This is a genomic window from Roseateles sp., from assembly GCF_965262435.1.
Lineage (GTDB): Bacteria > Pseudomonadota > Gammaproteobacteria > Burkholderiales > Burkholderiaceae_C > Paucibacter_A.
Window position 1 is genome coordinate 3008195 of record NZ_OZ253537.1, and the last position, 22435, is coordinate 3030629.

A 22435-nucleotide genomic window follows, 5' to 3' on the forward strand; every position below is an offset into this window, starting at 1 on the left:
CGGCGGGGCAGGGCATGCCCGGATATGAGGTCGGACCCGCACTGTGCCTGCCGCTCTTTATTCATGGAACAACAGTTTTTTAATTTGTTTATCTGCCAATCGAATAACGAGCCGAATTGAAAGCCGGCCGCCGCTGCAGGAGTTCGGGCGCTGCTGTCGGCCGCCCGAGGGCGTGAAGCTCCTCTGATTCACTTGGAGCCCACGGTGACCCAGCGCCATTCCAGCCAGTTGTCCGGCCGGTGCACGACTTGGACATTCGCGCGTGCGGCCCAGGGGATGAACTGGCGGTGCAGGGGGATGTAGTGCACCTGCTCGGCCTGGCGGCGGAAGGCCTGTTTGATCAGCAGCTGGCGCTTGGCCTCATCGGGCTCCTTGCTGGAGGCGGCGACGATGGCATCGAGCTCATCGTCCTTGAAATTGCCGCGGTTGTACTCGCCCACACCTTTCTCGCCACGGTTGCGGAAATGTGAGGTGAAGATGCTCTCGGGGTCGGTGATGGAGCCACCCCAGCCGAAGAGATAGGCCGAGGTGTCCAGCTGCTCCAGCTTGCTGAAGATCAGGCCCTTGGGTTGGGCGTTCACACGGGTCTTGATGCCGAGCTTGGCCCATTGCGAGGCCAGGGTCATGCAGATGCGCTCGTCGTTGACATAGCGGTTGTTGGGGCAGTCGAGCGTGAACTCGAAGCCATTGGCATAGCCGGCCTCGGCCAGCAGCTTCTTGGCGGCCGCCAGGTCGTAGGGCAGGCGGGCCTCCAGCGCCGGGTCCTTGAAGCTGCCCAGGGGCGAGGGCACCAGGGCGCCGGTCGGGGCCGACTGGCCGTTCATCAGCTTGGTTTTGATCAGATCGATGTCGATGGCCTGGTAGAGCGCACGCCGCACACGTACATCTTTGAATGGGTTCTTGCCTTTGACATTGCTGTAGAGCAGCTCGTCGCGGCCCTGGTCCAGGCCGATGAAGATGATGCGGTTCTCGGGGCCGTTGATGATCTTGACGCCGGGCGTGCGCGACAGGTTTTCCAGATCACGCGGCGAGGGGTCGAGCACGAAATCGACCTCGCCCGAGACCAGGGCGGCGGTGCGGGTGGCGTCGCTCTTGATCGGGGTGTAGATCACCTCCTGCACATTGCCCTCGATCTGGCCCCAGTACCTGGGGTTGCGCTTGAACACCGTCTTGCTGTCGGGCGCGCGGCTGACCAGCATGAAAGGCCCCGTGCCGTTGGCGTTGAAGGCGGCGTAGGACTCTTCTTTGGACGAGAAATCCTGGGTGCGCGTGGCCTTGTGGGCCTCGGCCCAGCCACGGCTCATGATGTAAATCGTGGCCAGGTGCTGCAGAAAGACCGGGTTCACCTGGGGCAGCTTGAACTCCACGGTCAGCTCGTCCACCTTACGCGGCTCGCCGACGGCGTTGGCGTACATGGCGATCTGCGAGCTCGGCTGCTGGGCGCGCTGGATGGAGAAGACCACATCGTCGGCCGTGAAGGGCCGGCCGTCGTGGAACTTCACGCCCGGGCGCAACTTCAAACGCCAGCTCTGCGGCCCCATCTGCTTCCATTCCGTGGCCAGCTGCGGCACCAGGTTCTGCTGCGGGTCGCGTGTGACCAGGAACTCATAGATCTGGCCGTTGACGGTGTTGGTCAGGGTTTCGTTCTGGGCGTAGGGGTCCAGGGTCAGCGGGTCGCCGGCGCTGGCCCAGCGCAGGGTTTGGGCCTGGGCGGGGGCCAGCAAGCCCAGGGCGGCACTCAAGAGACAGGCCAGCAAGGGCGATTTCATGAAGGGGACTCCGGGGAACAAAAGCAGGTGGGCATGGGGGAGGGGCGGCAGTGTACGCAAACCGCTCCTTCGGCGTGCCCCGAGTGGCCAATGGTCGCAGCTTTGCCATTGCCATTGCGAAGATCGTCTTGCGAAAAGCTTCGTAGACAAGGAGACTGCCAAGCGGTTTGAATGCCGGGTTGATGGCCCGAGCTGACCGCTCCGGTCTCAAGACCGGCCCAGCGCCCCTCAATGCACCCACGGAGCCGCGACCCATGACACGTTTGACCGCCCAGGATTTCTCGCCCGAGATCCTCCAGCTCTTCGATCACTATGTGCACGGTGGCCTCAGCCGCCGTGGTTTTCTGGACCAGGCCCAGCGCGCCTTGGGCAGCGCGGCTGCGGCCACGGCCACCCTGGCCGCTTTGTCGCCGCGCTTTGCTGTCGCACAGCAGGTCAAGCCCGACGATGCGCGCATCAGCAGCCGCTGGCTGGAGATCGATTCGCCGCAAGGCAATGGCCGGGTGCGTGGCTATCTGGCCCGGCCCGCTGGCGCGAAGGGCCGCCTGCCGTCGGTGTTGGTCGTGCATGAGAACCGCGGCCTGAACCCGCACATCGAGGACATCACGCGCCGCCTGGCCCTGGACGGCTTTCTGGCGTTTGCACCCGATGCCCTGTTCAATCTGGGCGGCTATCCCGGCGATGAAGACAAGGCGCGCGAGCTCTTCGGCAAGCTCGATGCCGGCAAGACCCGGGCCGATTTCGTGGCCGCGGCCCGCGCGCTACAGGCCTTGCCTGAGGGCAATGGCCGTGTGGGCGTCGTCGGTTTCTGCTTCGGCGGCGGCATCGCCAATTACCTGGCCACGCAGCTCCCCGATCTGGCCGCTGCCGTGCCTTTCTATGGCGGCCAGCCGCCGGCCGAGGAAGTGGCCAAGATCAAGGCGCCCCTGCAGATCCATTACGCCGCCCAGGATGAGCGCATCAACGCCGGCTGGCCCAAGTACGAAGCCGCGCTCAAGGCGGCCGGTGTGCCGTTTGAGGCCTACATCTATGCCGGCACCCAGCATGGCTTCAACAACGACACCACGCCGCGCTTCGACGCCGAGGCGGCCAAGCTGGCCTGGCAGCGCACGGTGGACTTTTTCAAGGCCAAGCTGGCTTGATGTTGATGCATCGATGAGCTTGTCAGGGCAAGGTCATGGGCAGGCGGCGATGATCTGCCGCTGCGTTTCATTTCAACTCCATTCCTTGCTTGCCCATGTCTGATCTGAGCTCCTTCGCCATCACCCGCAAATGGCCGGCCCGCCACCCTGAGCGCCTGCAGCTCTACTCGCTGCCCACGCCCAATGGCGTCAAGGTTTCCATCGCGCTGGAGGAGCTCGGTCTGCCCTACGAGGCGCACCGCGTCAGCTTCGACAGCCAGGACCAGTTGTCGCCCGAGTTCCTGTCCCTGAACCCGAACAACAAGATCCCCGCCATCCTGGACCCGCAGGGGCCGGGTGGCGCGCCGCTGGCGCTGTGGGAATCTGGCGCCATCCTGGTCTATCTGGCCGAGAAGACCGGGCAGCTTTTGCCCACCGATGCGGCGCGCCGTTATGAGACTTTGCAGTGGCTGATGTTCCAGATGGGCGGCGTCGGCCCCATGTTTGGCCAGCTCGGTTTCTTTCACAAATTCGCCGGCAAGGACTATGAAGACAAGCGCCCGCGCGATCGCTATGTGGCAGAGTCGCGCCGCTTGCTGGCTGTCCTGAATCAGCGCCTCGCGGGGCGCAGCTGGCTGATGGGCGATGACTACACGGTGGCTGACATTGCGGTGCTGCCCTGGGTCAGCAATCTGCTGAACTTCTACGGCGCCGGCGAGCTGGTCGGCTTTGCGGATTTTCCCGAGGTCGACCGGGTGCTGCGCAGCTTTCTGGCCCGCCCGGCCGTGCAGCGCGGCTTGCAGCAGCCAGCCACGCCTTGAGCGCCAGCCCCTCCAAAGGGGGCCCTCTTTGGAGCTAGAGCGAAATGGAGCGCCGGCGCGCACAGTGCACCGCAAGCGGGATGTTCCGCGGCGCACAGGAGCTCATCATGCATTTCGAAGAAGTCGACACCGGTGACTACCGCATCTACGCCGGGGCCATGAACCGCCTGAACAGCTATGGCTATGTGGCCGCCGTGGTGGTGGTGCGGGTGCGCGGCCAGCAGGCGCGGCAGGAGGCCTTTCGGGATGAGAGCCTGGCGGGAGGTTTTGGCTGGTCTTCGCCGGCCGAGGCCCTGCGCTTTGCCATCAATGCCGGCCGCGACTTTGTGATGTGCCGGGTCGGCGCCCTGGCCTGAGGCGCGGGCCGGCGCTGTGGCCTGTGGCTGAAAAGCGCCGTTCCCTGGGGCGGGCGGCAGTCGCCCAAGGTCGATAAACCGCTGTTCGTCGCCTCGACGCTGGCAAAGCCTTGGTCGCCGGGCGCGGTGCGGCTACGCTGGCCAGATGTTGAAAGTTCCCTCTCCGCTGAGCCGCTCGCCGACTGGCACCGCCAGCCCGATCGCTGGCCTGCACCCTCCGGCCGAGTCGGCCGTGCTCAGCCAGGGCGAAGCCTGGCAGGCCTTTCTGGCCTATCTGAACCCCAGCCGGGTCTTGTCGACCTTGGGTCTGGCCGGCTTTGCGGCCTTGCTCTTGTCGCCGATCTTCGCCACCAGCTTCCCGGTGCTGCTGGGCCGCACGCTTTTCGTGGGTCTGCTGGGCCTGTTGGCTTTTGCTGCAGCGGGCCATTGGCCCCGCCGCTTGCCCAAGTGGTTGGGGCGTTGGCTGATGCAGGTGCTGGCCGTGGTGCTGATGGTGCCCACCGCCACCTTGGTGGTGTATCTGGTGGCGGTCGGTGGTGATCTGCAGCGCTTGCTGAACAGCGAGAACCGCATCTTTGGCTTCCTCTGGATCGCTGGCTCCGGCTTGCTGGTGGCACCTTTGCTCGCCATGGGGGCGCTCTACCGGCAGCGCGACGCCGAGGCACGTAGCCAGGCCTTGCGTTTTGAGCTGGAGCGCAGCGAACTCGAGCGTCAGGCCCTCGATGTGCGCCTGCGTCTGCTGCAGGCCCAGGTGGAGCCGCATTTCCTGTTCAACACCCTGGCCAATGTGCGTGCCTTGGTCGAGACCGGCAGCCCGCAGGCGGCGCCGGTGCTGCGCAGCCTGATCGCTTACCTGCGCGCTGCCATGCCGCGCCTGCAGAACGAAGCGGCCACGCTGGGCGACGAGCTGACCCTCGTGCGCGCCTATCTCGAGCTGATGCATCTGCGCATGCCCGACCGGCTCAGTTTCGAGATCCAGCTCCCTCAGACCATGGAGGCCTTGCGCTTCCCGCCCATGGCCTTGCTGACCTTGGTAGAGAACGCGGTGCGCCATGGCATTGACCCCAGCGAAGAGGGGGGCCACATCGAACTCGGCGCTGCGCGCGAGGGAGATTCGGGGGCGGTGCGCCTCTGGGTCAGCGACAGCGGCATCGGTCTGCAGCAGGGTGGCGGCAGCGGTACCGGTTTGCGCAATCTGCGCGAGCGCCTCAAGGTCTTCTACCCGGCCGGCGCCCAGCTGACCCTGAGTGAAAATTCGCCGCACGGCTTCCGTGCCGAGATCGAGTTCCAGCCATGACTCACAGCCTACTTTCGAATACTCATGATGCCGTGAAGGCTGCACCCACGGCCTTGGTCGCCGACGACGAGCCGCTGCTGCGCGACAGCCTGGTGCGCGCGCTGGCGCAGGCCTGGCCTGAGCTGCAGGTGCTGGGCCAGGCACGCAATGGCCGCGAGGCGGTCGAGAAATTCGAGCAGCTGCGGCCCGACATTGTCTTTCTCGATGTCCATATGCCGGGCATCAATGGCGTGGAAGCAGCGCGCCAGCTGGCTCGGCGCGCCCACATCGTGTTCGTCACCGCCTATGAGCAGTACGCTGTCCAGGCTTTCGAGCAAGGGGCTTTGGACTATCTGGTCAAGCCGGTCGAAGAGGCTCGCCTGGCCGACACCGTGGCCCGGCTCAAGCAGCGTTTCGCCGAAAAACAGCCGCAGCCGCAGCAGCTGCAACAGCCGCAGGCAGCGGAGCAGTCCGCGGCGGCGCTGGATGCTGTGCTCGCCCAGCTGCTGGAGCGGCTCCACCGCGCGCCGACGGCGAGCGCGGCCATGCCCTCAGACGCGGTGGCAAGCACCTCGCCGACCACCTCGCCGGCCGGGCCGTTTTTGCAATGGATACGCGCTTCGGTCGGCGCCAGTTTGAAGCTGATCCCGGTCGACGAGATCATCTATTTGCGCTCGGACGAGAAGTACACCCTGGTGGTCTGGCCCGAAGGTGAGGCCTTGATCCGCACGCCGATCCGGGAGCTGATGGAACAGATCGACCCGCAACGTTTTGCCCAGGTCCACCGCTCGGTGGTGGTCAATCTGCATGCCATCAGCCATGTCACCCGCGGGCCCAACGAGACCGCCGATGTGCACCTGAAGGAGCGGCCCGAGGTGCTGCCGGTCAGCCGCAGCTACCTGCACCTGTTCCGGCAGATGTAGCCGTTCGCGACATCGCCGCCGTGCTTGCCGCGGCATTTTGGGCATGGAAAAAGCGGCCGAAGCCGCTTTGCTGAGAGGTGCACTGCGGGTGCGATCAGATCGCTTCCGTGCGCGCCATCAGCCAGGCCAGGCCCGCGCCGCTGAGCAGCGGCGCCAGGCGGCGGCGAACTTCGGCGTGGTACTGGTTCAGCCAGGCGATCTCGTCCGCGCGCATCAGGCTCAGGTCGATGCAGCGGGTTTCGATCGGGCACAGGGTCAGGGTCTCGAAGCGCAGCATCTCGCCGAACTTACCGCGCTCAGGCGTGTCCAGACCGGTGTTGAGCACCAGGTTCTCGATGCGCACGCCCCATTGGCCCGGGCGGTAGAGGCCCGGTTCGATCGAGGTGATCATGCCGTGCTCCATGGCCATGGTCGCGTCGGGCACGGCCTTGGAGATGCTTTGCGGGCCCTCATGGACGTTCATGAAGTAGCCGACGCCGTGGCCAGTGCCGTGGCTGTAGTCCAGGCCGTGTTCCCACAGCGGGCTGCGTGCCAGCGCGTCCAGCATGGGGCTGAGCGTGCCGCGCGGGAAGCAGGCGCGCGAGAGGTTGATCGTGCCCTTGAGCACCAAGGTGTAGTCGCGCTTTTGCGCGGCGCTGACCTCGCCGATGCCCCAGACGCGGGTGATGTCGGTGGTGCCGCCCAGGTACTGGCCGCCCGAGTCGATCAGCAGCAGGCCGTTGCCTTCGATCACGCTGTGCGAGGCGGGCGTGGCGCGGTAGTGCGGCATGGCGCCGTTGGCATTGAAGCCGGCGATGGTGGGGAAGCTCAGGCCCTTGAAGCCAGGGCGGCGGGCGCGCGCGGCCGTCAGCTCTTCGTCGATGGTCAGCTCGGTGATGCGCTGCTGGCCCAGGGCACCTTCCAGCCAGGCGTAGAACTCGCACATGGCGGCGCCGTCCTGCTCCATGGCTTCGCGCACAAAGGCCGCTTCGGCGGCGGTCTTGCGGCTCTTGGCCAGGGTGCTGGGGTTGATGGCTTCGCGCACGCTGGCGCTGGCCGGCACGGCCTGGCGCAGGCCGAAGGTGACGCGCTTGGGGTCCATCAGCACGCGCGCCTCGGCCGGCAGGGCGGCCAGGGCGGTGGCGGCTTCAGCGTAGGGGCGCAGGCTCACGCCGTCGGCGGCCAGGCGGGCCTGCAGGGCGGCGTCGATCTTGCCTTCGGCCACGAACAGGGTGGCCGCTTGCGCGTCCAGCAGCACATGGGCCATGAAGACCGGGTTGTAGTCGACATCGGCGCCGCGCAGGTTCAGCAGCCAGGCGACATCGTCGACGCTGCTGATGAAGTGGTGGCTGCAGCCTTGGGTGGCCACGGCGGCGCGGATGGCGGCCAGCTTGTCGGCGCGGCTGACGGTGGCTTGCGGGGCGGCGTGTTCCCAGACGGCGCTGTCGGGCAGGCCCGGGCGCTCGGCCCAGACTTCATCGATCAGGTCGATGTCGGTGCGCAGGTTGATCCGGGCCTCGGCCATGGCCGTGCTCAGCAGGCGGGCCAGGGCCAGGCCCAGCACCTGGCCGTCCACAGCCAGGGTCTGGCCGGCTTGCAACTGGCTGGCGATCCAGGCGATGTAGTCGGTGGCAGCGCCGCTCATGACCTTGACCAGCTCAATGCCGGTGCCGGCCAGCTCGGCCTCGGCCTGGGTCCAGTAGCGGCTGTCGGCAAAGATGGCGGCGCGCTCGCGTGTCACCACCAAGGTGCCGACCGAGCCGGTGAAGCCCGACAGCCACTGCCGTGCCTGCCAGCGCTCGGGCAGGTACTCGGACAGATGTGGGTCGGCCGATGGCACCAACACGGCGTGCACATTGTTGCGCTGCAGGGCATCGCGCATCTTTTCAATGCGCAGGGTCAGGGTGGAAGTGCGGGCGTCCATGGTCTGGTCTCCGAAGCTGTCGAGCGGCGCGGGTGTGTGCCGGAAGTGGGCGGAATTGTAGGTGGCCCGGCCCGATCGGGTGGGGCCTCAGACAGCGCGGCCGGTTTCAGGCGGGCGGCAGCCGGAGTTCGAACAAGCAGCCGCCTTGGGCATGGTTGTGGGCACTGATGGTGCCGCCATGCGCGGCCATGATGCGGCGCGAGATTGCCAGACCGAGGCCGATATTGCCAACGCTGGGCTTGTGGTCGCGCCCCTGCACAAAGGGTGCAAACACCAGGTCCAGCTCGGCCGGCGCAATCCCGGGGCCGTGGTCGCGCACGCTCAAGCAGAGGCCGGCGGCGTCTTGGCTGGCGCTCATCTCGACGCTCGATCCCTTGGGGCTGAAGCGCAAGGCGTTGTCCAGCACATTGCGCAAGGCCTGCTGCAGGCGTGCGGGTTCTACCGCGGCGCGCAGCTCATGGGGCGGCAACTGCAGGTTCAGCTGCACGCCGGCCTGCTCGGCCTGGGTTTGAAGTTCGCGTGCCAGGGCGATCAGCAAGGGGCTCAGGTCCTGCACGCCCAGCTTGAGCTGGCCGGCGGTGCTTTCCAGCTGGGACAGGTCGAGCAGCTTGTCCACCAGCTCGAGCATGCGCTGGCTGGCGGCATGGATGCGCGCAAACATGTCCTGCAGGCGCGGCGTCTCACCGCTGCGGCCCACCCCCAGCTCCGAGAAACCGATGATGCTTTGCAGTGGCGTGCGCAGCTCGTGGCTCATATGGGTGACGAACTCGCTCTTGACGTTGTTGGCGCGCTCGGCGGCATCGCGTGCTTCGCGGGTTTGGCGTTCGGCCTCGACAAAGCGGCTGATGTCGATGGCGCTGCCCAGCACGCCGGCGGTGCGGCCCTGGGCGTCGGTGAAGACGGTGCGGTGGGTCAGCAGATCGCGCCCGTCCTCCTGAAACTCCAGCTGCTCGCTGCCACCGCTGCGCAGCAGGCGCGCATCCTGTTCCTCGGCCTGGCGGGCCAGCGTGACCGGGCGCAGCTCGCTCAGGCGGCGCCCCAAGGCCAAATCCTTGTCGACCCCGGCCATCTCGCTCCAGGCCTGGTTGACCATGACAAAGCGCAGGCCCAGGTCCTTGGCGAAGATGGGAATCGGGCAGACGTCGATCAGCCGGGCCGTGAAATCGAGCTGGGCCTGCAGGCGCTGGCGCGCATCCTCGCGTTCGGTCACGTCGATGGCAAAGCCGACGAAGCCGCCAATCTGGCCGTTGTCCTGGCGCACCGCCGTGACGCTGACCTCCAACACCCGTTGGCGCCCTTGCTGGCCTTGCAGGCGCAAGGCGATCGGCAGATTCAGCAAGGCATTGCCAGCGTGAAAGAGGCTGCGCGCGCGCGCCTGGTCGCGCGGGTCGATCAGCGCTTCGAACTGGGTGCCCAGCTTCGCGCCCTGCTTGCCCAGGAAATCGGCATGGTTGATGAACTGCAGCCGGCCCTCGGCGTCGGTGCGGAACATCAACTCCTGCACGCTGCTGATCAAGAGTCTTTGCTCGCCTTCCTTGCGCGCCAGATCGGCATGCGCAGCCTGCAGATCCTGGCGTGCCAGGTCGTAGGCGGCCAAGGCTCGCCAGGCCATGGCGCCCAGCAGGGCCATCAGCGCCAGACCGGCCAGCACGCTCAGGCCAACCACCTGAGCTCGCTGGGCGAAATGCTGGGCCAGCAGACTTTGCGAGCGCTCGACGATCAGAACCCAGGGGTAGTTGCGCGTGAGGCGGTAGCTGCCCAGAGCCGGCTCGCCGTCCAGGCCATCGGCCGTGCTGTAGCTGCCGAACTCCCGGTTCTGCACCAGATTCTTGAATACCTCATGGGAGGGCAGCAGGCTACCTGGCGCCAGATGGAGGGCCTGGTTGGCAGCGATCAGCTGGCCCTGAAGATTGAACAAGCCCACCCGGTGCTTGCTTTGCCCGAGCTGCCGCTCGAACAGGTTGGCAAAGTAGTCGGGGTTGAGCACCGCGATCAAATGCTGGGCCCCTTGGCTCTGCTTCAGGGGCATGTTGAAGGCCAGCAGGGATGCGCCCGAGGCCGGCACCGCCTCCTGCACTTCATACAGGTCGCGCCCGGCGATCAAGCCACCCAGGCCAGGGCCGCCGCCGCCGGGCAATAGCCGGGCCAGCTCCACCACGCGGCCTTGGTTGTCCGGGTTGCTGCTGGCCAGCACCCGACCACGTTCATCGAGCAGGGAAAAGCTGCGCACAAAAGGCAGGTTGTTCAGGCTCTGGCTGAGCAGGCGGTCGATGGCCCGGCTGTTCCCCGGGCTCGTTTCCAAGCTCTCCAGGCTGCGCGCCACGCCCAACAAGGCCAGCTCGGAGCTGCCCAGGGCCTGGTTGCTCTGGACTTCCAGGGTGTGGGCGTAGAAGGTGCAGTGTTCAGTTTCGGCCTGTCGCTCCTGGCTGTTGACCAGCCAGAGAAAGCCCGCGCCAAGCAGGACCAGGGCCAGGCTCAGCAAGCTGCAGCCCCAGATGGCCACTCGGCCGTTCACCCAGGCGGGAAGTTGCTGTGCTCGGTGGCTGCTCATGAAGGCCAAGCTGGGCGCGCTGCAGGCTTCAGCGTTTCAGCACGATGTCGCTGAGCCCATGCTTGCGGGCAGCCACGGCCAAGCGCCCGTCGCCTTGGATGGCGCTGACAAAACCGTTCAGACGCTGCAGCCATTCCTCGTCACCGGGCTTGGTGGCGTAGGCATAGGGCATGACCGAAAAAGGCGTGGGTGGCGACACCAGGCGCGCCCAGTCGGCCTTGTCCAGCAGGCGGCGGCTGTAGGGGTAGTCGGTCATGAAGATATCGACCCGGCCCGCTTCGAGCTCTTGTTCACGCGTCTGCGGGGGGCGGATCACCACGGTCTGCGCCTGTTTGAGCCAGGCGCTGACGATGGGCTCCATGAAGGTGCCAGCCTGCACGGCCACTTTGACACCGGGCTTGTCGATGTCGGCCCAGCTGCGGATGCTCCGGCTGGACCGGGTGGTGATGCCATAGACATCGCTCTGCAAATAGGGCTTGCTGAAGCTCAGCTGCTGGCGCCGCTCGGCCGTCATGCCAATGGCGAACATGGCGACATCGCAGCGATCGCTGCGCAGGTCCTCGATCAAGCTGGCGAAGGACGATTCGACATGCTCCAGCTTGACGCCCAGGTCTTGGGCCAGGGCGGCCGAGAGGTCGATGTCGATGCCGATCAGCTCCTGCGTGCGCGGGCTGCGGAAGGTGACGCCGTAATAGGCGGGCCAGATGCACACGCGCAGCAGCTGGCTGCGCTGCACGCGTGCCATGACCTCACCGGCCTGGGCCGGCACTGGCTTGATGCTCAGGAATGCGAAACAGCCCAGGCCAGCCAAGACTGCCGCAAGGCCTGGAATACGGGTCGAACTGCGCATGACTAAAACCCCAGTGTGCGGCATGCATCCCGGCACTTCTGATGGGGCCGATCAGGGCCCGGTGCTCCCACGGGCTGCCGACCTCGGCGACTGTATAGCAAAGCCCGGGGGGTGAAAGTCATGGAAAGGGCGGAGAAGCCGACTTGGCCACGCTTTGCCGCCCGTTCTGCCTCACAGTTCCGTGCGCAGGGCCCAGAGCTCGGGGAACAGCACCGTGTCCAGCATCTTGCGCAGGTAGGACACGCCCGAGGTGCCGCCGGTGCCGCGCTTGAAGCCGATCACCCGTTCGACCGTGGTGACATGGCGGAAGCGCCAGAGCCGGAAGGCGTCTTCCAGGTCGACCAGTTCCTCGCCCATCTGGTACAGGTCCCAGTGCCGTTCGGGCTGGCGGTAGACCTCCAGCCAGGCGGCCTTGACGCCTTCGCTGGCGGCATAGGGTTGGGTCCAGTCGCGCTCCAGTGCTTCGGCCGGCACGGTGATGCCGCGGCGCTGCATCAGGCGGATCGCCTCGTCGTACAGCGAAGGCGCGCGCCAAGCCGCCTCCACCTCGGCCAGCAGATCGGGCCGGTGGGCGTGCGGCTTGAGCATGGCTGCGTTTTTGTTGCCCAGCATGAACTCGATGCGCCGGTACTGCGCACTCTGGAAACCGCTGCTGTTGGACAGGTAGGGGCGGATGGCCGTGTACTCGGGCGGCGTCATGGTGGCCAGCACATCCCAGGCATGGACCAGCTGCTCCATGATCTTGGACACCCGGGCCAGCATCTTGAAGGCCTCGGGCAAGCGGTCGGCCGCCACACAGGCCACGGCCGCCTGCATCTCATGCAGCATCAGCTTCATCCAAAGCTCCGAGGTCTGGTGCTGGACGATGAAGAGCATCTCGTTGTGTTCGGGCGAGAGCGGATGCTGGGCGCTGAGGATCTGGTCGAGCTTGAGGTAGTCGCCGTAGCTCATGTCTTTCGAGAAATCGAGCTGCGCACCTTCGTCTCTAACGATCTGTTCGGTTCGGCCGCCTTGGCCTTCGCGGTGCGGGCAACTCATGTCACCGCTCCTTGTCGTGCGAATTCAGGGCGCTGCCACTCTTCGGTCTTGAGCACCTGGTAGAGGTGTTCCACGGCGGCATAGACGTCCGCGAAGCCGATGTAGAGCGGCGTGAAGCCGAAGCGCAGGATGTGGGGCACTTCGGCGAGGCGGGCGGGGTCGCCGGCGCGGAAGTCGCCGATCACGCCGCGTGCGATCAGGGCCTGGATCACCGCATAGCCGGCATGCTGCAGCGGTGCGTCCAGGCTTAGGCAGACCTGGCTGCCGCGTTGCTCAGGCTTGCGGGGCGAGGCCAGGCGCACGCCCAGGGCGCCGCAGCGTTCCTCGGCCAGCTCAATGAAGAGCTCGGTCAGCGCGATGCTCTTTGTGCGCAGCGCGGCCATGCCGCCCAGGCTCTCGGCCGCCAGCACCGTGTCGACCCCGCATTCCAGCGCCGCGGTGGACAGCATGGCCGGCGTGCCGCAGATGTATCGCTTGATGCCGGGGGCGGGTTGGTAGTCCGGCGTGAACTGGAAAGGCGCGGCATGGCCCAGCCAGCCCGAGAGCGGCTGCCAGAAGCGGTCGGCATGGCGCGGGTGGGCCCACACAAAAGCCGGGGCGCCGGGGCCGCCGTTCAGGTATTTGTAGCCGCAGCCGACGGCAAAGTCGGCATCCGCGCCTTTCAGGTCCACCGGCACGGCGCCGGCCGAGTGGGCCAGGTCCCAGATCACCAGGGCGCCGGCCGCGTGGGCGGCGGCGGTCAAGGCCTTCATATCGTGCTTGTAGCCCGTGCGGTAGTTGACCTCGGTGATCATCAGCACGGCCAGATCGGCGTTCAGCGTGCCGGCGATCTCGTCCACGCTGTCCACCAGATGCAGGCGCGCGCCATGCTGGCGGGCCAGGCTTTCGGCGATGTAGAGGTCGGTCGGGAAGTTGCTGCGCTCGGAGACGATCACTTTGCGCGCCGGGGCATCCGCTTGCGCAATGCGCAGGGCGGCGGACAGCACCTTGTAGAGGTTCAGCGAGGTCGAGTCGGCCACCACCAGCTCGCCCGGGCCGGCGCCCACCAATCGCGCGATCTTGTCGCCGATCTTGCCGGGCAGGTCCATCCAGCCGGCCGTGTTCCAGCTCTTGATCAGGTCCTGGCCCCATTCGCGCTGGATCACCTCCTGCACGCGGCCCAGGGTGGCGCGCGGCAGCACGCCCAGGGAATTGCCGTCCAGGTAGATGACGCCGGGCGGCAGGTCGAACTGCTGGCGCAGCTCGCGCAAGGGGTCCTCTTGGTCGAGGACGTCGCAGTCTTGCAAGGTGGTCATGGTCGTGTCTCCAGGGGAAAGTCGAAATCAGTGGGTTCGTTCAGAGCGCGCGCAGCACGGCGCGCACCGGCGAGGCGCAGGCGCCGGCCAGCTTCAGGGGCAGGGCGATCAGCTCGTAGTCGCCCTCGGGCACCTCGTCCAGCACCAGGTTCTCCAGCACGCGCAGGTCCAGGCGCAGCAGCTGCTGGTGGCTGTCCAGGCTCTTGCTGCTGGCCGGGTCCACCGAGGGTGTGTCCAGGCCGATCAGGCGCACGCCGCGCGCGGCCAGCCAGGCCACGGTCTCGGGCGCGAAGGCGCTGAAATCAGGGTTCCAGACCGTGTCTGCGCGCTCGCAGCAACGCACCAGCACGCGCGGCGGCAGTCCTTCGGCCGCATGCTGCACATGTTCGATGCGAATCAGCGGCCCGCAGCCGATGGCATGGATCACCCGGCAGGGGCCCAGGTAGACGTCGAGCGCCACGCTGGCCGCGTCGGCGGCATCGTTGGCGTAGTGCAAGGGCGCATCGGCATGGGCGCCGACATGAGGCGACATGGTCAGCGCGCTCAGATTGACCGGGCAGTCGGGCGAGAGCCGTGCCGTCCAGTTCAGGCGGTAGGGCTCGTCGCCGGGAAAGATCGGGGCCTCGGGCGAAACCGTGGGCGAGATGTCCCAGAGTGTCTTGGGCGGCATGTGTGGGTTGCTCTCAGTGAATCATCAACAGCTCAGAAACTGCGGCCGGCCCGGAGGGGCCAAGCTCACAGCGGGCGAGACCTTAACAAGGCCTGAAAGCGCGTGGTGTCGGTTAATTCCAACATCTGCTCACGCGCATCCAGCGCCGGGTTTGAAGCGAAATATGAAGCCAGATTGAACAGGGTAAGTCCCGATCCGGCAAGCTCAGAATAATTGTTGACGCTTAAACTATCAAGGCCTAAAGTGCGTCGCAAGTTCACAGATTCAGCGGGAGCAGAGCATGCGCATCACCTGTATCGGCGGCGGTCCAGCCGGCCTGTATTTCGCCCTGCTGATGAAGCAGCAAGACCCCAGCCACGAGATCACCGTGCTGGAGCGCAACCGCCCCGGTGACACCTTCGGCTGGGGCGTGGTCTTCTCCGACCAGACCCTGGGCGCCATGCGCGAAGCCGATGCGCCCACGGCCGAGGCCATCCTGACCGCCTTCAACCACTGGGACGATATCGATGTGCACATCGCCGGCCGCAGCATGCGCTCGGGTGGCCATGGTTTCTGCGGCATCGGCCGCATGAAGCTGCTGAACATCCTGCAGTCGCGCTGTGCCGAGCTGGGTGTGAAGCTGGTCTACGAGCACGATGTGCAAGACGATGAAGGTGTGGAAGCCGATCTCATCATCGCCTGCGACGGCCTGAACAGCCGCATCCGCCAGAAGTACAGCGCCACCTACCAACCCGATATCGATCTGCGCCACTGCCGCTTTGTCTGGCTGGGCACGACCAAGCTCTTCGACGCCTTCACCTTCGATTTCCAGAAGACCGAACATGGCTGGTTCCAGGCCCATGCCTACAAGTTCGACGAGACGCACTCGACCTTCATCGTCGAGACGCCCGAGTCGGTCTGGCAGGCCGCCGGCCTGGAAGCCATGAGCAAGGAAGAGGGCATTGCCTTCTGCGAGCGCCTGTTCGCCAAGGTGCTGGACGGCCACTCGCTGATCAGCAATGCCTCGCACCTGCGTGGCTCGGCGCAGTGGATCCGTTTCCCGCGCGTGGTCTGCAAGAACTGGGTGCATCACAACGGCCGTGCGCCTGTAGTGCTGATGGGCGATGCCGCCCACACCGCGCACTTCTCCATCGGCTCGGGCACCAAGCTGGCGCTGGAAGATGCGATCGCCCTGGCGCGCGATATTGGCGACGCCGGTGGTGATCTGACGCGCGCCCTGGAGGTCTATCAGGCCAGCCGCAGCATCGAGGTGCTGCGCATCCAGAACGCCGCGCGCAACTCCACCGAATGGTTCGAGAACGTCGAGCGCCACGCCCATCTGGCGCCTGAGCAGTTTGCCTATTCCCTGCTGACCCGCTCGCAGCGCATCTCGCACGAGAACCTGCGCCAGCGCGACGCTGGCTATGTGGGTCGCTTCGAAGCCTGGCTGGCGGCGCAGAGCGGCTTGCCCGAGCAGGCGGTGCCGCCCATGTTCACGCCCTTCCGCCTGCGCGGGCTGACGCTGAAGAACCGCGTCGTGGTCTCGCCCATGGCGCAGTACTCCTGCGTCGATGGTGTCGTCGGCGACTACCACCTGATGCACCTGGGCGCCCGCGCCACCGGCGGCGCCGGCCTGGTCTTTGCCGAGATGACCTGCCCCTCGGCCGATGGCCGCATCACGCCGGGCTGCCCTGGCCTCTACACCGACGAGCAGGGCCTGGCTTGGCAGCGCATCGTGGATTTTGTGCACACGCACAGCAGCGCCAAGATCGCCATGCAGCTGGGCCATGCCGGCGCCAAGGGCTCGACCCGGCGCGGCTGGGAGGGCATCGACCAGCCGCTGGAAACCGGCAACTGGCCCTTGATCTCGGCCTCGCCCCAACAGTACCTGGCCGGCGTGAGCCAGACCTCGCGCGCCATGGACCGCGCCGATATGGACCGGGTGCGCGATGACTTTGTCGCCGCCGCCCGCCGCGCGGCCGCGGCCGGTTTCGACTGGCTGGAGCTGCACTGCGCCCACGGCTATCTGCTGTCCAGCTTCCTCTCGCCGCTGACCAACCACCGCGAGGACGAATACGGCGGTTCGCTGGAGAACCGCCTGCGCTATCCGCTCGAGGTCTTCCGCGCCTTGCGTGCGGTCTGGCCGGAGGAGCGGCCGATGTCGGTGCGCATCTCCGCCCATGACTGGGTGCCCGGCGGCAACACGCCGGAAGACGCGGTGCTGATCGCGGCGGCCTTCAAGGCGGCCGGCGCCGACCTGATCGATGTGTCCTCGGGCCAGGTCAGCAAGCAGGAGAAGCCCACCTACGGCCGCATGTGGCAGACCCCGTTCTCGGAAAGCATCCGCAACCGCGTCGGCATCGCCACCATGGCCGTGGGCGCCATCTCCGAGGCCGACCATGTCAACAGCATCATCGCTGCCGGCCGAGCCGACCTCTGCGCCATCGCCCGCCCGCATCTGGCCAACCCGGCCTGGACGCTCAGCGAAGCGGCCCGCATCGGCTACCAAGCGGGGCCCGGCCTCGACTGGCCGCGCGCCTACCTCTCGGCCAAGCCGCAGCTGGAAAAAGAGTTCGAGCGCCAGCGCGCGCAAGCCTCGGCCAGCGCGGGCTTGAGCGCACAAGAGCAGGCCAACAAGGCCTTGGGGGTCTGAGCCATGGCTGGCAACTTTCCGCCTCTGGTCCAGGAGCCTTTGCCAGGCCTGCATGCCGTGGTCACCGGCGGTGGCAGCGGCATCGGCGCGGCCATTGCGCAAAGCCTGCTGCAAGCCGGCGCCCGCGTTACCTTGATGGGCCGCAACCGCGAGCGCCTGCAGGTGCAGCAGCTGGCCCTGGCGGCCCTGGGTGAGGTGGGGTTTCAGATCGTCGATGTCGGGGATGAGGTCAGTGTGCAGCGCGGCTTCGCCGCCGCTACGGCGTTGGCGCCGGTGGACATCCTGGTCAACAACGCGGGGCAGGTGGAAACCGCGCCGATCTCGCGCACCTCGCTGGAGCTCTGGCAGCGCATGCTGCAGGTCAATCTGACCGGTACGTTTTTGTGCAGCCGCGAGGTCTTGCCGGTGATGACGGCGCGCGGCTTCGGCCGCATCATCAATGTGGCCAGCACCGCTGCGCTGACCGGTTATGCCTATGTGGCGGCCTACTGCGCCGCCAAGCATGGCGTGCTGGGCCTGACCCGCGCCATGGCCCAGGAAACAGCCAAGAAGGGCGTCACCGTCAACGCCGTCTGCCCCGGCTACACCGAGACCGACATCGTCGACCGGGCGGTGCAGACCATCATGCAAAAGACCGGCCGCAGCGCTGAAGAGGCCCGCGCCGAGCTGGCCGCCGGCAACCCGCTGGGCCGCCTGATCCAGCCGCAGGAAGTGGCGGCCACGGTGCTCTGGCTGTCGCGGCGCGACAGCGCGGCCATCAACGGCCAGGCGATCTCGGTCTGCGGGGGCGAGCTGCCATGACAAGCATGACAAGCGCCCTCGGTCCGGCCGAGCTGGACCCGGGCCTGGACCTGGGGCCGGACCTGGAATCGCGGGTGATCGACGACCACCACCAGGCGCTCAAGCTCTGGCTGCGCCTGCTGGCCTGCACCAACCGGGTGGAGGGGGTGATCCGCAAGCGCCTGAGCCAGGACTTCGCCACCACCTTGCCGCGCTTCGACCTGCTGGCCCAGCTGGAGCGTCACCCCGAAGGCCTGGCCATGCGCGAGCTCTCGCAGCGCCTGATGGTGACCGGTGGCAACATCACCGGCATCACCGACCAGCTCGAATCCGAAGGCCTGGTGGTGCGTGAGGCCCACCCCAGCGACCGTCGCTCCTTCACTGTCAAGCTCACGCCGCAAGGCCGGCGCCAGTTCAAGCGCATGGCGGCCACGCATGAGCAATGGGTGGTGGAGCTGCTGGGCGGCTGGTCGGCCGAGCAGAAGACGGAGCTCTACGGCCTGATGGCCGTCTTGAAAAATCACCTGGGGGCGCTGGACGCCGCCTCGGCTGCGACCACCGCGGCCACCAGCCCCGTGAGCAAGGAGAAAAAGAAATGACGGAACGCGCCATGAGCGAACACCTGCGCGAGGGCAACCGCCAGAGCCTGCAGGGCTACACGCCCCAACACTTCAGCTGGGCCCAGCACGGCGATGTGGGCCTGATCACCCTGAACCGGCCCGAGCGCAAGAACCCGCTGACCTTCGAGAGCTATGCCGAGCTGCGGGATCTGTTCCGCCGCCTGAGCTATGTCGATGAGGTGCGCGCCATCGTCGTGCAGGGCGCTGGCGACAACTTCTGCAGCGGCGGCGATGTGCACGAGATCATCGGCCCGCTGACCCAAATGAGCATGCCCGACCTGCTGGCCTTCACCCGCATGACGGGCGATCTGGTCAAGGCCATGCGCGCCTGCCCGCAGCCGGTGATCGCTGCCATCGACGGCGTCTGCGCCGGTGCCGGCGCCATCATGGCCATGGCCTCGGACCTGCGCGTCGGCACGGCGCGCAGCAAGACCGCGTTCCTGTTCACCCGCGTCGGCCTGGCCGGCTGCGATATGGGCGCCTGCTCCATCCTGCCGCGCATCGTCGGCCAGGGTCGCGCCTCGGACCTGCTCTACAGCGGCCGCAGCCTCGGTGGCGAGGAGGGCTTGAGCTGGGGCTTCATGAACCGCCTGGTCGAGCCCGAGCGTCTGCTGCCCGAGGCCCTGGAATGGGCGCAGCAGATCGCCGGTGGCCCGGCCTTTGCCCACGCCATGACCAAGAAGATGCTGCACCAGGAATGGGCCATGGGCGTGGACGAGGCCATCGAGGCCGAAGCCCAGGCCCAGGCCATTTGCATGATGACGCAAGACTTCCACCGCGCGTATCACGCCTTCGTGGCCAAGCAGCGGCCCGAGTTTCAGGGAGACTGAGCGATGAGCGAGCCCATGATGAACCCGGCCCTCAAGCATCTGGAGTGGCCATTTTTTGAACCGCGCCACCGCGAGCTGGCGGCGCATCTGGACGCCTGGTGCGCCGAATTTCTGCACAGCGGCCATGGTGCCGATGTGGATGCCGAGTGCATCAGCCTGGTGCGCGCGCTGGGCCAGGGTGGCTGGCTGCGCCATGCGGTGGCCGGCACGGCGCTCGGTGGCGCGGCCGAGGTGATCGACACCCGCGCCATCTGCCTGCTGCGTGAAACCTTGGCTCGCTACAACGGCCTGGCCGATTTCGCCTTTGCCATGCAGGGCCTGGGCTCAGGCGCGATCTCGCTGGCGGGCACGCCCGAGCAAAGAGAGCGTTATCTGCCGGCCGTGGCGCGCGGCGAGAAGCTGGCGGCCTTTGCCCTGTCCGAGCCGCAAGCCGGCTCCGATGTGGCGGCCCTGCAGTGCAGCGCTCGGCTGGACGGTGACAGCTATGTCTTGAACGGTGAGAAGACCTGGATCTCCAACGGGGGCATTGCCGATTTCTACGTGGTGTTTGCTCGCACCGGCGAAGCGCTGGGTTCGCGCGGCATCAGCGCCTTCATCGTCGATGCTGGCACGCCGGGCTTCGAGATTGCCGAGCGCATCGAGGTGATCGCGCCGCACCCGCTGGCGCGGCTGAAATTCAGCGACTGCCGCATCCCGGCCAGCCAGCGCATCGGCGCGCCGGCCGAAGGCTTCAAGATCGCCATGCGAACGCTCGACGTCTTCCGCACCTCGGTGGCTGCCGCCGCCCTGGGCTTTGCGCGGCGCGGCCTGCAAGAGGGCCTGGCCCAGGCCAAAAGCCGGGCCATGTTCGGTGCCCATCTGGCCGATCTGCCCCTGGCCCAGGCCAAGCTGGCCGAGATGGCCTGCACGGTGGACAGCTCGGCCTTGCTGGTCTACCGCGCCGCCTGGCAGCGCGACCAGGGTCAGACAGTCACGCGCGAGGCGGCGATGGCCAAGCTCATGGCCACCGAGGGCGCGCAGCAGGTGATCGATGCCGCGCTGCAACTGCATGGCGGCCGCGGCGTGCGCAGCGGCGAAATCGTGGAATCGCTGTACCGGGAAATCCGTGCCCTGCGCATTTACGAGGGCGCGAGCGAGGTGCAGCAGCTGATCATCGGACGGGACTTGCTGAAATGAACGCTTCTGCCTCCAGCACTGCCATGACCTACACCTCGCACCAGGATCGCTTTGCCTTCGAGCACCTGCCGCCGCGCGAGCAGTGGCCCGAGCTGATCTTCGAGCTGCCCGAGCTGCAGTTCCCCGAACGCCTGAACTGCGCGCATGAGCTGCTGGACGCCTGGGTCGAGCGCGGCCAGGGCGAGCGCCTTTGCGTGCAAGGCCTGGGTGTCGGCGGTGAGCCGCTGCGCTGGAGCTATGCCCAGCTGCAGGCCGAGGCCAACCGCATCGCCCATGTGCTGGTCGATGAGCTGGGCGTGGTGCCGGGCAACCGGGTGCTGCTGCGCGGTGCCAACACGCCGGCCATGGCGGCCTGCTGGTTCGCGGTGATGAAGGTGGGCGCCATCGCCGTGGCCACCATGCCCCTGCTGCGCGCGGTGGAGCTGGAACAGATCATCCAGAAAGCCGAGATCCGCCACGCCCTGTGCGACGAGCGCCTGGCCGAGGAACTGAGCCTGGCGCGCGAGCGCTGCCCGGGTCTGACCCAGGCCCTGCTGTTCCACAGCGCAGCGCCTGAAGGCCTGGAGGCGCGCGCCGCGGCCAAGCCGGCGCAGTTCAGCCACCGTGGACACCGCCGCCGAGGACTGCTGCATCATCGCCTTCACCTCGGGCACCACCGGCCAGCCCAAAGGCACCATGCATTTCCACCGCGATGTGATGGCCATCTGCCGCTGCTGGCCGCCGCATCTGCTGCGCCCGCAGGCCGACGATGTCTTCATCGGCAGCCCGCCGCTGGCCTTCACCTTTGGCCTGGGCGGCCTGCTGCTGTTCCCGATGACGGTCGGCGCCTCGACCGTGCTGCTGGAAAAAGCCTCGCCCGAGGCCTTGCTGCCGGCCGTGGCCCGCTACGGCGCCACCGTCTTGTTCACCGCGCCCACGTCTTACCGGGTGATGGCCCCTCTGTTGGGCGAGTATGAGCTGAGCAGCCTGCGCAAATGCGTCAGCGCCGGCGAGGCCTTGCCCGCTGCCACGCGCCAGCTCTGGAAAGAAGCGACCCGCGGCCGCACAGCAGCGGGCGAGGGCGGCATCGAGCTGATCGACGGCATTGGTGCCACCGAGCTGCTGCATATTTTTATCTCGCACGACGAGGCCACGGCCCGGCCCGGTGCCACCGGTCGGCCCGTGCCGGGTTACCGCGCCTGCGTGCTGGGCGAGGAGGGTCAGGTCTTGCCTCCCGGTCAGGTGGGTCGTCTGGCCGTCAAGGGCCCGACCGGCTGCCGCTACCTGGCCGACGAGCGCCAGAAGAACTATGTGCTGAACGGCTGGAACCTGACCGGCGATGCCTACCTCGTCGACGAGCAGGGTTTCTTCGTCTACCAGGCGCGCACCGACGACATGATCATCTCCGGCGGCTACAACATCGCCGGCCCCGAAGTGGAAGCGGCCCTGCTGCTGCATCCGGCCGTGGCCGAGTGCGGGGTGGTGGGGCAGGCCGATGAAGAGCGCGGCCAGATCGTCAAGGCCGTGGTGGTGCTGCGCCCCGGCTTCGAGGCCGGGCCCGAGCTGTGCAAGACCTTGCAGGATTTCGTCAAGGCCACCATTGCCCCGTACAAATACCCGCGCGCCATCGAGTTCCGCGAGCGCCTGCCGCGGACCGAGACCGGCAAGCTGCAACGCTTCCGCCTGCGCCAACCGGCCTAGAGCTTGTGAATTTTCTACTGCGCGACTGCCATGCGTCGTTGGTCCGGTGCTCGGAATCCTCACGTACAGGAAGTACGTTCCGGTTCCTGCGCTCCGTCCGCCTAGCCTGACAGCCGCTCGCTACGAAAATTCCCAAGCTAACAG

The 22435-nt window shown here is 66.9% G+C and carries 18 protein-coding genes and 1 pseudogene; 11 read left to right on the top strand and 8 right to left on the bottom strand.

What is annotated here, in order from left to right; all coding sequences use genetic code 11:
• Positions 1-188: 188 nt before the first annotated feature.
• Positions 189-1769 carry an ABC transporter substrate-binding protein gene (locus ACQY39_RS12955; protein WP_428506827.1) on the bottom strand — a complete coding sequence of 527 codons (1581 nt, stop codon included), beginning with the start codon at positions 1767-1769 and terminating at the stop codon, positions 189-191.
• Between the two features lie 254 nt (positions 1770-2023).
• Between ACQY39_RS12955 and ACQY39_RS12960 the strand changes: the two genes are divergently transcribed.
• The 5 genes from ACQY39_RS12960 (at position 2024) to ACQY39_RS12980 (ending at position 6266) form a co-directional block, all read left to right on the top strand.
• On the top strand, positions 2024-2911 hold the full coding sequence (locus ACQY39_RS12960) for a dienelactone hydrolase family protein (RefSeq protein ID WP_428506829.1): 888 nt from the start codon (positions 2024-2026) through the stop codon (positions 2909-2911).
• A gap of 95 nt (positions 2912-3006) precedes the next feature.
• Complete coding sequence (locus ACQY39_RS12965; protein ID WP_428506831.1) at positions 3007-3711, top strand: glutathione S-transferase N-terminal domain-containing protein; 705 nt, start codon at positions 3007-3009, stop codon at positions 3709-3711.
• 107 nt (positions 3712-3818) lie between these two features.
• Positions 3819-4067 (top strand): hypothetical protein, encoded by a 249-nt coding sequence (locus ACQY39_RS12970; protein ID WP_263519830.1) that lies wholly within the window; start codon positions 3819-3821, stop codon positions 4065-4067.
• A 145-nt stretch (positions 4068-4212) separates the two neighbouring features.
• Positions 4213-5364 carry a sensor histidine kinase gene (locus tag ACQY39_RS12975; RefSeq protein ID WP_428506833.1) on the top strand — a complete coding sequence of 384 codons (1152 nt, stop codon included), beginning with the start codon at positions 4213-4215 and terminating at the stop codon, positions 5362-5364.
• Positions 5361-6266, top strand: coding sequence for a LytR/AlgR family response regulator transcription factor (locus ACQY39_RS12980; RefSeq protein ID WP_428506835.1), 906 nt, complete (start codon positions 5361-5363; stop codon positions 6264-6266). The genes ACQY39_RS12975 and ACQY39_RS12980 overlap by 4 nt, the downstream gene beginning before the upstream one ends.
• Positions 6267-6360: 94 nt before the next feature.
• Here ACQY39_RS12980 and ACQY39_RS12985 read toward each other — a convergent pair whose 3' ends face one another.
• The 7 genes from ACQY39_RS12985 to ACQY39_RS13015 all read right to left on the bottom strand — a co-directional run bounded on the left by ACQY39_RS12985 (position 6361) and on the right by ACQY39_RS13015 (position 14833).
• Positions 6361-8169, bottom strand: a complete 1809-nt coding sequence (locus ACQY39_RS12985; protein WP_428506837.1) for an aminopeptidase P family protein — start codon at positions 8167-8169, stop codon at positions 6361-6363.
• 106 nt (positions 8170-8275) lie between these two features.
• Positions 8276-10720, bottom strand: coding sequence for a sensor histidine kinase (locus ACQY39_RS12990; protein WP_428506839.1), 2445 nt, complete (start codon positions 10718-10720; stop codon positions 8276-8278).
• Positions 10721-10748: 28 nt separating this feature from the next.
• Complete coding sequence (locus ACQY39_RS12995) at positions 10749-11570, bottom strand: ABC transporter substrate-binding protein (protein ID WP_428506841.1); 822 nt, start codon at positions 11568-11570, stop codon at positions 10749-10751.
• A 171-nt stretch (positions 11571-11741) separates the two neighbouring features.
• A complete protein-coding gene (gene kynA, locus ACQY39_RS13000; protein WP_428506843.1) occupies positions 11742-12608 on the bottom strand; it encodes a tryptophan 2,3-dioxygenase in 867 nt (288 codons plus the stop codon).
• Entirely contained in the window at positions 12605-13903 is a 1299-nt protein-coding gene (kynU, locus tag ACQY39_RS13005) for a kynureninase (protein ID WP_428506845.1), read from the bottom strand. Before kynU ends, kynA begins: the two co-directional genes overlap by 4 nt.
• A gap of 40 nt (positions 13904-13943) precedes the next feature.
• Positions 13944-14573, bottom strand: a complete 630-nt coding sequence (gene kynB, locus ACQY39_RS13010; protein WP_428506847.1) for an arylformamidase — start codon at positions 14571-14573, stop codon at positions 13944-13946.
• Positions 14574-14638: 65 nt separating this feature from the next.
• The gene (locus ACQY39_RS13015) at positions 14639-14833 is read right to left on the bottom strand and encodes a hypothetical protein (RefSeq protein ID WP_428506849.1); all 195 of its coding nucleotides are present in this window, start codon (positions 14831-14833) and stop codon (positions 14639-14641) included.
• Between the two features lie 20 nt (positions 14834-14853).
• Here ACQY39_RS13015 and ACQY39_RS13020 point away from each other — a divergent pair, with 20 nt between their 5' ends.
• From ACQY39_RS13020 to ACQY39_RS13045, 6 genes and pseudogenes are all read left to right on the top strand, one after another.
• Entirely contained in the window at positions 14854-17205 is a 2352-nt protein-coding gene (locus tag ACQY39_RS13020; protein ID WP_428506851.1) for a bifunctional salicylyl-CoA 5-hydroxylase/oxidoreductase, read from the top strand.
• A 3-nt stretch (positions 17206-17208) separates the two neighbouring features.
• The gene (locus ACQY39_RS13025; protein ID WP_428506853.1) at positions 17209-18006 is read left to right on the top strand and encodes an SDR family NAD(P)-dependent oxidoreductase; all 798 of its coding nucleotides are present in this window, start codon (positions 17209-17211) and stop codon (positions 18004-18006) included.
• A gap of 5 nt (positions 18007-18011) precedes the next feature.
• On the top strand, positions 18012-18584 hold the full coding sequence (locus tag ACQY39_RS13030) for a MarR family winged helix-turn-helix transcriptional regulator (protein ID WP_428510803.1): 573 nt from the start codon (positions 18012-18014) through the stop codon (positions 18582-18584).
• Positions 18581-19435, top strand: a complete 855-nt coding sequence (locus ACQY39_RS13035; RefSeq protein WP_428506855.1) for an enoyl-CoA hydratase family protein — start codon at positions 18581-18583, stop codon at positions 19433-19435. Before ACQY39_RS13030 ends, ACQY39_RS13035 begins: the two co-directional genes overlap by 4 nt.
• A gap of 3 nt (positions 19436-19438) precedes the next feature.
• Positions 19439-20611, top strand: coding sequence for an acyl-CoA dehydrogenase family protein (locus tag ACQY39_RS13040; RefSeq protein ID WP_428506857.1), 1173 nt, complete (start codon positions 19439-19441; stop codon positions 20609-20611).
• 23 nt (positions 20612-20634) lie between these two features.
• A pseudogene (locus tag ACQY39_RS13045) lies at positions 20635-22291 on the top strand (AMP-binding protein).
• Positions 22292-22435: the final 144 nt, after the last annotated feature.